Genomic DNA, 12,876 nt, shown 5'->3' on the forward strand with positions numbered 1-12,876 from the left:
TAACCCACCTTCCGAGGGAAGAATGGCTCTCAATCTCGAAGACAAGAAAGCCCTCGTTGCGGAGGTCAACACGGTAGCTGCTGACGGCCTGTCGGCTGTAGTTGCTGAATACCGTGGTTTGACAGCCGGCCAGATGACCGAATTACGTGCCAAGGCACGTGAAGGCGGCGCCTGGCTCAAGGTTGTCAAGAACTCGCTGGCTAAGCGCGCGACCCAAGGCACTGAATTTGAGTGTCTGGATCCTGCTTTAGTTGGCCCGGTCATTTTGGCGTTTTCGCTGGAAGATCCGGGGGCAGCAGCCCGAGTCATTAAAGACTTCGCCAAGAGCAATGAACAGCTCAAGGTGACGGCGGTTTCAGTTGGCGGGCAGTTGTTGCCGGCTACTGACATCGAGCGTCTGTCTAGTCTGCCCACACGTGAGCAGGCGCTGGCCATCCTGGCCGGGACCATCCAGGCCCCGATCGGCAAGCTGGCGCGCACGCTCAACGAGGTGCCGGCCAAGACAGCGCGCGTTATCGCCGCAATCCGCGACCAGAAACAGGCAGCCTGATCCAGGCTGCACCCAGGGTTCAAGACTTAAATAATCGCAAAGGAAATTATTCCAATGGCAATGACCAAAGAAGATATCCTCGAAGCTATCGCCGAAATGTCCGTGATGGACGTCGTCGAGCTGGTTTCGATGATGGAAGAAAAGTTCGGCGTTTCTGCAGCTGCTCCGGTGGCTGTGGCTGCAGCCGGTGGTGCTGGCGGTGAAGCCGCTGCTGCTGAAGAAAAGACCGAGTTCGACGTCGTTATGGCGAGCTTCGGTGACAACAAGGTTGCAGTGATTAAGGCAATCCGCGGCGTGACCGGCCTGGGCTTGAAAGAAGCCAAAGACCTGGTTGAAAGCGCTCCTTCCACTGTTAAGGAAGCTGTCGCCAAAGATGAAGCCGAGGACATCAAGAAGCAGCTTGAGGAAGCCGGCGCCAAGATTGAACTTAAGTAAGAGCAACATTGCAGCAGGTGAGTATTACTCACCTGCGTTGCCTGACCGGCTTGCCGGTCCTGGGCTGGGGGGCGTTGTGCCCCTCAGCCTTTTCGTGTTTGTGGTGGCATCGTCCTGTGATGCTGCCAGCGTACTTCCCTAAGAGGTTCCCTCGATGAGCTATTCCTTCACCGAGAAAAAGCGCATCCGCAAGGATTTTGGCAAGCGCTCTACGCCATTGCCGTTGCCCTTCCTGCTCGCTACGCAGATCGATTCCTACCGGCAGTTTCTGCAGGCAGGGCTGTCTCACCGGTCGCGTAAAGCTGTGGGCTTGCACGGTGCTTTGAGTTCGGTGTTTCCCATGCAGAGCTATTCCGGCAGCGCCGAGATGGAGTATGTCTCCTATCGTCTTGGCGAGCCGGTGTTTGACGAGAAGGAATGCCGCATTCGCAGCATGACCTTCGCCGCGGCTTTGCGGGTCAAAGTTCGCCTTGTCATTTACGACAAGGAGTCCAAGGAAAAGCGTGTCAAGGATGTGCGCGAACAAGAGGTCTATTTAGGCGAGCTGCCTTTGATGACCGACAACGGCACCTTCATCATTAATGGTACCGAGCGCGTCATCGTCTCCCAGCTGCATCGTAGCCCGGGCGTGTTCTTCGATCATGACAAAGGCAAGAGCCACTCTAGTGGCATGCTGCTGTACTCCGCTCGCGTGATCCCCTACCGTGGGTCTTGGTTGGACTTTGAGTTCGACCCCAAAGATCTGCTGTACGTACGTATTGACCGTCGGCGCAAACTGCCGGTGACGATTCTGCTCCGTGCCTTGGGCATGGGCGACGAAGAGATTCTTGAGCGTTACCACGAGTTCAATCACTTCCAATTGCTCAATGACGGCGCCGAACTGGAGCTGATTCCTGAGCGTCTGCGTGGTGAGCAGGCTGCTTTTGACATCAAGATCGGTGATGAGGTCTTGGTTGAAGAGGGTAAGCGGGTTACGGCTCGGCACATTAAGAAGCTGTCCGAGGCTGGTCTTAAGGCTTTGGTTGTTCCCGATGCCTACCTGCTTGGTAAATCTTCTGCTCGCAATATCGTCGACCCAGAGACGGGCGAAGTGTTGTTGGCGGCAAATGAGGTTGTCGGTGAAGAGCATTTGGCGTCCTTGCGCGCTGCCAAGGTGACCGACCTGCCTTTGTTGTTCACCAATGACTTAGATCGTGGTCCTTACATCTCCGAGACCTTGCGCCAGGACCCCACAAGCACCCGTCTTGAGGCCTTGGTTGAGATTTACCGGATGATGCGTCCAGGCGAGCCGCCGACTAAAGAGGCCGCCGAAGCGCTATTCGAGAACTTGTTCTTCAAAGACGACCGCTACGACTTGTCCGCCGTCGGTCGCATGAAGTTCAACCGCCGTTTGAATCGGGATGATGTCACCGGACCCGGTGTACTCTCCAACGATGACATCCTGGCGGTGATCCAAGAACTCATCAATATTCGTAATGGCATCGGGATTACCGATGACATCGACCACTTGGGGAACCGCCGCGTACGCAGCGTCGGCGAAATGGCTGAGAACGCTTTCCGTACCGGCTTGGTTCGCGTGGAACGGGCAGTCCGTGAGCGCCTTGCACTGGCCGACTCCGAAGGTTTGGTACCCCAAGATCTGATCAACGCTAAACCGGTTGCGGCGGCGATTAAGGAATTCTTTGGTTCCAGCCAGCTGTCGCAGTTCATGGACCAAAACAACCCCCTATCCGAGGTCACGCACAAGCGGCGGGTCTCGGCGCTGGGCCCAGGTGGCTTGACGCGTGAGCGTGCGGGCTTTGAGGTGCGCGACGTGCACCCCACGCACTACGGTCGTATTTGCCCGATTGAAACGCCGGAAGGACCGAACATTGGTCTGATTAACTCGCTGTCCGTCTACGCGCGAACCAACGATTACGGTTTCTTAGAAACGCCGTATCGTAAGGTTGTTGATGGCTGTGTGACCGACGAGATTGAGTACCTCTCCGCTATTGAAGAAGGTCGTTTCGTGATCGCCCAGGCTAACGCAGACCTGGATGAAGACGGCCGTTTTCTTGAGGAGCTGGTCTCCTGCCGCCATCAAAACGAATTTACGCTGACGGCGCCGGATACCATCCATTACATGGACGTGTCGCCGAAGCAGATCGTGTCCGTGGCGGCGTCCTTGGTGCCCTTCCTAGAGCACGATGACGCCAACCGCGCGCTGATGGGCGCCAACATGCAGCGCCAAGCCGTGCCTTGTTTGCGCGCGCAAAAGCCGCTGGTTGGCACCGGCATGGAGCGCCGCGTGGCGGTGGACTCCGGTGTGGCCATTACGGCGAAGCGTGGCGGTGTGGTCGATAAGGTTGACGCCTCGCGTATCGTGATTCGTGTGAACGATGACGAGACTGCGGCTGGTGAACCAGGCGTCGACATCTACAACATGGTGAAGTACACCCGCTCCAACCAAAACACCTGCATCAACCAACGCCCATTAGTGAAGCCTGGTGATGTGGTTGCACGCGGTGATGTGGTGGCCGATGGTCCTTCCACGGATATGGGTGAGCTGGCTCTAGGTCAGAACATGCTTGTGGCCTTCATGCCCTGGAATGGCTACAACTTCGAGGACTCCATTTTGGTGTCTGAGAAGGTGGTTCGTGAAGATCGCTTCACCACCATTCACATCGAAGAACTCAGCTGCTTGGCGCGGGAAACCAAACTGGGTAGCGAAGAGATCACCCAAGACATTCCTAATGTGAACGAATCGGCCCTGCGCAAGCTGGACGAGTCGGGTGTGGTCTACATTGGCGCCGATGTAAAGCCGGGCGACATCCTTGTGGGTAAAGTCACGCCTAAGGGTGAAACCCAGCTCACACCCGAAGAGAAGCTCCTGCGGGCGATCTTTGGTGAGAAGGCCTCCGATGTGAAGGACACCTCTTTGCGCGTGCCGTCTTCCATGGAAGGCACCGTGATTGATGTGCGTGTGTTCACCCGCGAAGGCGTGGATAAAGACGCGCGCGCATTGGCAATTGAAGAAGCCGAGCTCAAGCAGGTGCGTAAAGACCTGGAAGACGAGCTGCGGATTTTCGAAGGCGATATTTACGGCCGTGCGCGTAAGCTGCTGGAAGGGCAGGTTGCCGATGGTGGTCCTAAGCGCTTGAAGGCCGGCTCTGAAATCAGCGCCGATTACCTGGATGGCTTAGAGCCAGAGAAGTACTTCGACATTCGCCTGCGCGAAGATGAAGCGCAAAACGACCTCGAAGCTCTGGCCAAGCAGCTCAAAGAGCAGCGCGCCAACTTCGAGAAACGCTTCACCGCTAAGAAGCAGAAGATTGCCCAAGGCGATGATCTGCCTCCTGGTGTGTTGAAGATGGTGAAGGTCTACCTGGCTGTGAAGCGTCGCATTCAGCCTGGGGACAAGATGGCCGGCCGTCACGGTAACAAGGGTGTGATCTCGCAGATTGCCCCCATCGAAGATATGCCGTACACCGCCGATGGCACCTCTGCCGACATCGTCTTGAACCCACTGGGCGTGCCGTCGCGGATGAACATTGGTCAGGTGCTCGAAACGCATTTGGGCTGGGCCGCTAAGGGTGTTGGTCTGCGTATTGAGGAAATGCTCCAGGCGCAGCGCAAGGTTGCGGCCAAAGAGATCCGGGCATTCTTAAGCGACCTGTATGCCACTGGTGAAGCACCGGCCATGGAAGTTGATTCCCTGACCGACGACGAGATCATCGAGCTGGCCAAAAACCTGCAAGACGGTTTGCCAACGGCCACGCCTGTGTTCGACGGGGCGACCGAGGGTGAAATCAAGGCGCTGCTCGCTAAGGCTGGATTGCCGGATAGTGGTCAAACCCAATTGTTCGATGGTCGCACCGGTGAGGCCTTCGAGCGTGAGGTGACCATGGGCTATATGTACATGCTCAAACTCAATCACTTGGTGGATGACAAGATGCATGCCCGTTCCACCGGCCCTTACTCCTTGGTGACTCAACAGCCACTGGGTGGTAAGGCGCAGAACGGCGGCCAGCGCTTTGGTGAGATGGAGGTCTGGGCTCTTGAGGCTTATGGCGCCAGCTACACCCTGCAGGAAATGCTGACGGTGAAGTCGGATGACACCCAAGGCCGCACGCGCATGTACAAATCTATTGTGGATGGTGACCATCAGATGGATGCGGGCATGCCTGAATCCTTTAATGTGTTGGTCAAAGAAATTCGCGCCCTGGGCCTGAACATCGAACTCGAAACCGACGACGAGTAAGGGCCAGACTGAGGAATACCTATGAAAGATTTACTGAATCTTCTCAAGCAAGGCGACGAGCAAGAGCACTTCGACGCTATCAAAATCGGTCTGGCATCACCGGAGACCATCCGTAGTTGGTCTTTTGGTGAGGTCAAGAAGCCGGAAACCATTAACTACCGCACCTTCAAGCCTGAGCGTGATGGCTTGTTCTGCGCCAAGATCTTTGGCCCCATCAAGGACTACGAATGCTTGTGCGGTAAGTACAAGCGTCTGAAGCACCGCGGTGTTGTTTGTGAGAAGTGTGGCGTGGAAGTCACGCTGGCGCGGGTTCGTCGCGAGCGCATGGCGCATATCGATTTAGCCTGCCCCATTGCGCACATTTGGTTTTTAAAGTCGCTGCCATCCCGGATTGGCCTGCTGATGGATATGCCGCTGCGTGCGATCGAGCGTGTGCTGTACTTCGAGGGCTACGTGGTCATCGACCCTGGCATGACGCCCTTGGAGCGCGGCCAGCTGATGACCGAAGAGGACTACCTCGAGGCCATTGAAGAGCACGGCGATGACTTTGATGCCCGCATGGGTGCCGAAGCCGTCTACGAATTGCTCAAGAGTCTGGACCTTGAGGGTGAGGCACGCCAGCTGCGCGAAGACATGGCCGCCACCGGCTCGGAAACCAAGATCAAACGTCTTGGTAAGCGCTTGAAGCTGATTGAGTCCTTCATGAGCTCCGGCAACAAGCCCGAGTGGATGATTCTGACCGTGTTGCCAGTGCTGCCACCGGATCTGCGCCCCTTGGTGCCATTGGATGGCGGCCGCTTTGCGACCTCCGACCTCAACGATCTGTATCGCCGGGTGATCAACCGCAACAACCGCCTCAAGCGTTTGTTGGAGCTGGCGGCGCCAGAAATCATCGTGCGCAACGAAAAGCGCATGCTGCAGGAATCGGTGGACGCGCTGATTGATAACGGCCGCCGTGGTCGGGCCATTACGGGCTCGAACAAGCGTCCGCTGAAGTCGCTGGCCGACATGATCAAAGGCAAGCAAGGGCGCTTCCGGCAGAACCTGCTGGGTAAGCGGGTGGATTACTCCGGTCGTTCCGTGATTGTGGTGGGCCCGACCCTGCGGTTGCACCAATGTGGTCTGCCCAAGAAAATGGCGTTGGAGCTGTTCAAGCCCTTCGTCTACTCCCGCTTACAGCGTGATGGCCTGGCTACCACTATCAAAGCGGCCAAGAAAATGGTCGAGAGGGAAGAGGGCGAAGTCTGGGATATCCTGGAGCAGTGCATCCGTGAACACCCGGTGATGCTCAACCGTGCGCCAACCCTGCACCGTTTGGGTATCCAGGCCTTTGAGCCTACCCTGATTGAAGGGAAAGCGATCCAGCTGCACCCACTGGTATGTACCGCATTCAACGCCGACTTCGACGGCGACCAAATGGCTGTGCACGTGCCGCTGTCGCTGGAAGCTCAGTTGGAGGCGCGCGTCTTGATGATGGCGTCCAACAACATTTTGTCGCCAGCCAGCGGTGACCCCATCATCGTGCCTTCGCAGGACGTGGTGTTGGGTCTATATTGGATGACCCGCGAGCGCATCAACGGCAAGGGCGAGGGTATGGTGTTCTCTGACGTGGCTGAGCTTCACCGGGCTTATGAGTCTGGCGAGGTACAGCTACAGTCCAAGGTCCATGTGCGCCTCACCGAGTACGCCAAAGATGATTCGGGCGAGCTGGTGGGTACCACATCTCGCGTAGAGACCACTGTGGGCCGCGCGCTGATCAGTGAAATTCTGCCGAAGGGCCTGCCGTTCTCCTTGGTCAACACCGAGCTGAAGAAAAAAGCCATCTCCAAGGTCATCAACGCAGCTTACCGTCAGGTCGGTTTGAAAGAGACCGTGGTGTTTGCTGACCAGCTCATGTACATGGGCTTCCGTCATTCCACCCGCGCCGGTGTGTCTATCGGTATTAACGATATGACTATCCCGGCTGAAAAGACGGCGATTTTGGATGCGGCCGAAGCCGAGGTGAAGGACATCGATAGCCAGTACTCCTCGGGTTTGGTGACCCAGGGTGAGCGCTACAACAAGGTGATCGACATCTGGTCGCGGGCCAACGATCGCATTGCGCGGGCCATGATGGACCAGCTCGGTAAAGACACCGTTGTCGACGCCGAAGGCAAGGAAGCTGTTCAAGACTCCTTTAACTCCATCTTCATGATGGCCGACTCCGGTGCGCGGGGTTCGGCGGCGCAGATTCGCCAGCTGGCGGGTATGCGTGGTCTGATGGCCAAGCCGGACGGCTCCATTATTGAGACGCCGATCACCGCAAACTTCCGCGAGGGTCTGGACGTTCTGCAGTACTTTATTAGTACGCACGGCGCACGGAAGGGCTTGGCAGATACTGCGTTGAAGACGGCTAACTCGGGTTATCTGACCCGCCGTTTGGTGGACGTGTCCCAAGACGTGGTTATCACCACGCAGGATTGCGGCACCGAGGAAGGCTTGGTAATGACCCCCATCGTCGAAGGCGGTGATGTGGTCGAGGCCCTGCGTGAGCGCGTGCTGGGTCGTACCATTGCGCGCGACCTGTACTACCCCGGTAAAGATGAGATTCTCTTTGAGGCCGGCACGCTGATTGATGAAGCTGTGGCCGACCGCTTAGAAGAAGAGTCCATCGATGAAATCGTGGTCCGCTCGCCGATCACTTGCGCCAACATGCATGGCGTTTGCCGCACTTGCTACGGCCGTGACTTGGCCCGTGGGCACCTGGTCAACATTGGTGAGTCCGTGGGTGTGATTGCCGCGCAATCCATCGGTGAGCCGGGTACCCAGCTCACCATGCGGACCTTCCACGTGGGTGGGGCCGCTTCGCGGTCTGCCGCTGCCGATGGTGTGGTTGTGAAGTCCAGTGGTGTACTGAAGCTGCATAACCTGAAGACCGTGGAACACGGTGGTAGCCGTGAGCAAGGTGCCGACTTTGAAGTTGCGGTCTCGCGGTCGGGTGAAATTGGCGTGATTGATGCCAATGGCCGCGAGCGGGAGCGCTACAAGATTCCTTATGGTGCACAGATCCTGCTGCATGACGGCCAGTCGGTCGAGGCAGGAACGCAGGTAGCCAAATGGGATCCACACACCCACCCCATCGTTACCGAAGTGGCGGGTCGGGTGAAGTTTGTGGACTTCCAAGATGACGTGTCGGTTGAAAAACAAATCGACGACGTTACGGGCGTCGAGACGCTGATCGTCAAGGACGTGAAGGGTCGCTCCAGTGCCGGCAAGGATTTGCGTCCGCAAATTAAGCTGGTCGATGCTGACGACAACGAGCTGCACTTCCCTGGCACCGAAATGGCTGCGGTCTACACCTTGCCAGCTCGCGCTATTGTGACAGTGCAGGACGGCTCCGAAGTGTTGGTGGGTGACGTGGTCGCCCGCATTCCCCAGGAATCGTCCAAGACCCGTGACATCACCGGTGGTCTGCCCCGAGTGGCCGACCTCTTTGAGGCTCGTAAGCCCAAAGAGCCGGCGATTCTGGCCGAAGCCACCGGTACCATTGGTTTTGGTGTTGGCACCAAAGGCAAGCAACGTATCAAGATCGTCGGCGAAGACGGTGAAGTGGAATTGTTGGTGCCGAAGTGGCGTCAGATTGGGGTGTTCGAAGGGGAAACCGTCGAAAAGGGCGAGATCATCTCCGATGGTGAGCGCTCCCCACACGACATCTTGCGTCTACAGGGTGTGGCCAAGTTGGCAGAGTACCTGGTGAAGGAAATCCAGGATGTATACCGGCTCCAGGGCGTACGCATCAATGACAAGCACATTGAGGTCATCACCCGGCAGATGCTGCGTAAGGTTGAGATCACCGAGCCCGGTGACACTAGCTTCCTGCGCGGTGAGCAGGTGGAAATCACTGCGGTACGGGAAGCCAACGCCAAAGTGAAGGCCGAGGACGGTATGCCAGCGAAGTTCGAGCGCATGCTTCTTGGTATTACCAAAGCATCGCTGTCTACGGAGTCCTTTATCTCTGCGGCCTCCTTCCAGGAGACTACACGGGTGCTGACCGAGGCCTCTGTACGAGGGTCTCGCGACGACTTGCGTGGCCTGAAGGAAAACGTGATTGTTGGTCGCCTCATTCCGGCCGGAACGGGGTTGTCCTTCCACGAACAGCGCAAGCGCAATCGCCGTGATGCATTGTTGGAGATGGAGGCGCCGGCAGGTGCAGCCAATGCCGACGACGTAGAAGCCGCGGAGGCGACTACCGTGTCTGGTGACGACGACAACTAAGGTGCGCCGGCCTGGGGAGTGTTTCGCTTCCCAGGCCGCTTCCATGTGAAGCAGCATCGCAAAACGCAGCATGTCCTTGACAGGGCCTGTGTTTCACAGTTATATTTCTATGTCTTTGTACACCCTGGTTGTTCCGGGGTGTCTTTTTTGGAACTCAGGGAATTTACGAGTGCCCACCATTAATCAGCTGGTGCGCAAAGGGCGCACAGACAAGCCGGTCAAGAACAAGGTGCCGGCTCTGGAAGCCTGCCCGCAGAAACGCGGCGTTTGCACACGCGTGTACACCACCACGCCTAAGAAGCCAAACTCGGCTTTGCGGAAGGTGGCCCGTGTGCGTTTGACCAACGGCTACGAAGTAACGAGCTACATCGGCGGTGAAGGCCACAACCTTCAAGAGCACTCCGTGGTTCTTATTCGCGGCGGTCGTGTAAAGGACTTGCCCGGTGTGCGTTACCACACCGTACGCGGATCCTTGGATACCAGCGGCGTGGAATCACGTCGTCAAGGTCGTTCCAAATACGGCGCTAAGCGTCCGAAGAAATAAGAGTTTAGAGCTATGCCACGTCGTCGCGAGATACAACCCCGTCAGCCCCTTCCCGATCCGAAGTTCAAATCGGTGGAGCTGGCGAAGTTCATTAACATGATCATGTTCAGCGGTAAAAAATCGACTGCTGAAGGTATCGTTTACGGTGCGCTCGATCGCATCGTCGACAAGCAGGGTGCTGAGGATCCTTTGCAGTTCCTGGATGCCGCCATGGACAACGTGCGTCCCATCGTTGAGGTGAAGTCCCGTCGCGTCGGTGGTGCAACCTATCAGGTGCCCGTTGAAGTGCGTGCGTCCCGTCGCAACACCCTGGCTATGCGTTGGCTGATCGACGCCGCGCGTCGCCGTGGTGAGAAAACCATGGCCGATCGGTTGGCTGGTGAGCTGATGGACGCGGCTGAAAGCCGTGGCGCGGCAGTGAAGAAGCGCGAAGACACGCACCGGATGGCTGAGGCCAATAAGGCCTTCTCCCACTTCCGCTGGTAAGAAATCGCACCTCGGCTACTGCGCTTGGCATCTCGATCATCGGCGGTGCTCGAATTCCTCATGTATGTGCCTATACACTGCGGTTTCTGCGCTCCGGCGATGGTCGACCTGCATGCGCTCGTAACGCCGAGGAGCGATTTCTCACTCTATAAATAGGTCAAAATCTCGTGGCACGCAGTACTCCGATTGAGCGGTATCGGAACATCGGTATCATGGCGCACATTGACGCCGGTAAGACCACGACGACTGAGCGCGTTTTGTTCTATACAGGCGTCTCACACAAGATGGGTGAAGTCCATGACGGCGCTGCCGTCATGGACTGGATGGAACAAGAGCAAGAGCGGGGCATCACCATCACCTCAGCTGCGACCACCTGCTTCTGGCAGGGTATGGAGAAGCAGTTCCCGCATAACTACCGCATCAACATTATCGACACCCCCGGGCACGTCGACTTCACCATTGAGGTCGAGCGCTCGCTGCGCGTGTTGGATGCTGCGGTGTGCTTGCTGGATGCGAATGCCGGCGTAGAGCCACAGACCGAAACGGTGTGGCGGCAAGCGGATAAGTACCATGTTCCGCGCATTGTGTTCATCAACAAGATGGACAAGATGGGGGCGGATTTTGATCGCTGTGTAACTATGATTCGCAAGCGATTGGCCGCGAACCCTGTTCCTCTGCAGTTGCCTATTGGCGCAGAAGAGAACTTCGAGGGCGTGGTTGACCTCATTCGTATGTGCGCCATCCACTGGAATCCCGATGACATGGGGGTCACCTTCGAGGAAGGTCCAATTCCGGCAGATTTGCAGTCTGCTGCGCAAGCAGCGCGTGAGGCTCTGGTAGAGGCTGCGGCTGAGGCCAATGAAGATTTGATGGATGCCTACCTCGAAAGTGGAGAGCTTTCGGTAGAGCAGATCAAGGCTGGCCTGCGTAAGCGCGTGATCCACAATGAGATCAACCTGGTTTTGTGCGGCTCGGCATTTAAAAACAAGGGCGTGCAGGCTCTGTTGGACGCCGTGGTTGAGTACCTGCCTTCACCGACCGAGGTGCCGGCGGTTAAAGGGACGCATCCTGACCACGAAGATCAAGTCTTAGAGCGCTCCAGTGACGATAGCCAGCCTTTTTCGGCATTGGCGTTCAAGATCGCGACGGATCCCTTTGTGGGTACCCTGACCTTTGTTCGGGTGTATTCCGGGGTGCTTAGCGCTGGCGATGCTGTGCTCAACAGTACTGATGGCAAGAAAGAGCGCATCGGTCGGTTGTTGCAGATGCACTCGAATTCCCGTGAGGAGATTAAAGAGGTCCGCGCCGGTGATATCGCCGCTTGCGTGGGGCTCAAAAACGTGGTGACGGGTAGCACCCTGTGTACGCCTGACCAACCTGTGGTTCTGGAGCGCATGGAGTTTCCCGAGCCGGTCATCTCCGTGGCGGTAGAGCCGCGCACCAAAGCCGACCAGGACAAAATGGCCACGGCGCTGGGCAAGCTCGCCCAGGAGGACCCCTCGTTCCGTGTACATACGGATGAAGAGTCTGGGCAGACGATCATTTCCGGCATGGGTGAACTCCACCTGGAGATTATCGTCGACCGTATGCGACGCGAGTTTAAGGTAGAGGCCAACGTGGGTCGTCCCCAAGTGGCCTACCGCGAGACTATTCGCAAAACGGTGGAGCAAGAGGGCAAATTTGTCCGCCAAAGTGGCGGCCGTGGCCAGTATGGTCATGTGTGGCTGCGGTTGGAGCCTTTAGAAACCGGGCAGGGTTACCAGTTCGAAAACGCCATTGTCGGTGGTGTGGTGCCGCGGGAGTACATTTCATCGGTTGATCAGGGGATTCAAGAGTCGTTGAAAAACGGTGTGCTCGCCGGCTACCCCATGGTTGATGTGAAGGTGACGCTGTACGACGGTTCTTACCACGATGTGGACTCCAACGAGATGGCCTTTAAAATTGCCGCGTCGATGGGTTTGCGCGAGGGTGCACAGAAGGCATCGCCGGCACTACTGGAGCCCATGATGGAAGTCGAGGTGGTCACTCCTGAAGAGTACATGGGAGATGTCATGGGCGACCTCAATCGTCGGCGTGGGGTGGTACAGGGCATGGATGATTTGCCGACGGGTAAGACCATCCGTGTAGAGGTCCCACTCTCAGAGATGTTTGGTTACGCCACGGACCTGCGCTCCATGAGCCAGGGGCGCGCCACCTACAGCATGCAGTTTTCGCATTACAGCGAAGCCCCGGCGGTCGTCACGGAGCGACTGCAAAAGGGCATCGGTTAATTTTTATTCCTCATTCAATAGAAACAGGCACAAGTCATGGCAAAGGAAAAGTTTGAACGCACCAAGCCGCACGTTAACGTGGGGACGATTGGTCACG

The 12,876-nt window shown here is 57.1% G+C and carries 7 protein-coding genes; all 7 read left to right on the plus strand.

Annotated elements, in window-relative coordinates; all coding sequences use genetic code 11:
- The first annotated feature begins 22 nt into the window (after positions 1-22).
- The 7 genes from rplJ (at position 23) to fusA (ending at position 12,779) form a co-directional block, all read left to right on the plus strand.
- Complete coding sequence (rplJ, locus tag KI787_11205; protein MBV6630518.1) at positions 23-550, plus strand: 50S ribosomal protein L10; 528 nt, start codon at positions 23-25, stop codon at positions 548-550.
- A 54-nt stretch (positions 551-604) separates the two neighbouring features.
- Positions 605-985, plus strand: a complete 381-nt coding sequence (gene rplL / locus KI787_11210; protein ID MBV6630519.1) for a 50S ribosomal protein L7/L12 — start codon at positions 605-607, stop codon at positions 983-985.
- A gap of 154 nt (positions 986-1,139) precedes the next feature.
- Positions 1,140-5,225, plus strand: coding sequence for a DNA-directed RNA polymerase subunit beta (gene rpoB, locus KI787_11215; GenBank protein MBV6630520.1), 4,086 nt, complete (start codon positions 1,140-1,142; stop codon positions 5,223-5,225).
- Between the two features lie 21 nt (positions 5,226-5,246).
- Complete coding sequence (gene rpoC / locus KI787_11220) at positions 5,247-9,479, plus strand: DNA-directed RNA polymerase subunit beta' (GenBank protein MBV6630521.1); 4,233 nt, start codon at positions 5,247-5,249, stop codon at positions 9,477-9,479.
- A gap of 169 nt (positions 9,480-9,648) precedes the next feature.
- Positions 9,649-10,023 (plus strand): 30S ribosomal protein S12, encoded by a 375-nt coding sequence (gene rpsL / locus KI787_11225; GenBank protein MBV6630522.1) that lies wholly within the window; start codon positions 9,649-9,651, stop codon positions 10,021-10,023.
- A gap of 12 nt (positions 10,024-10,035) precedes the next feature.
- Positions 10,036-10,509: a 30S ribosomal protein S7 gene (rpsG, locus tag KI787_11230; GenBank protein ID MBV6630523.1), complete on the plus strand. Its 474-nt coding sequence runs from the start codon at positions 10,036-10,038 to the stop codon at positions 10,507-10,509.
- Positions 10,510-10,676: 167 nt separating this feature from the next.
- A complete protein-coding gene (fusA, locus tag KI787_11235) occupies positions 10,677-12,779 on the plus strand; it encodes an elongation factor G (GenBank protein MBV6630524.1) in 2,103 nt (700 codons plus the stop codon).
- The last annotated feature ends 97 nt before the right edge of the window (positions 12,780-12,876 follow it).

The sequence above is a fragment of the Oceanococcus sp. HetDA_MAG_MS8 genome (assembly GCA_019192445.1).
GTDB lineage: Bacteria > Pseudomonadota > Gammaproteobacteria > Nevskiales > Oceanococcaceae > MS8.

Excerpts from the sequence above, each read along its gene's own strand:
- rpoC (MBV6630521.1), top strand. The coding sequence starts at position 5,247 with ATGAAAGATTTACTGAATCTTCTCAAGCAAGGCGACGAGCAAGAGCAC.
- rpsG (MBV6630523.1), top strand. The coding sequence starts at position 10,036 with ATGCCACGTCGTCGCGAGATACAACCCCGTCAGCCCCTTCCCGATCCG.
- rpoB (MBV6630520.1), top strand. The coding sequence starts at position 1,140 with ATGAGCTATTCCTTCACCGAGAAAAAGCGCATCCGCAAGGATTTTGGC.
- rplJ (MBV6630518.1), top strand. The coding sequence starts at position 23 with ATGGCTCTCAATCTCGAAGACAAGAAAGCCCTCGTTGCGGAGGTCAAC.
- rplL (MBV6630519.1), top strand. The coding sequence starts at position 605 with ATGGCAATGACCAAAGAAGATATCCTCGAAGCTATCGCCGAAATGTCC.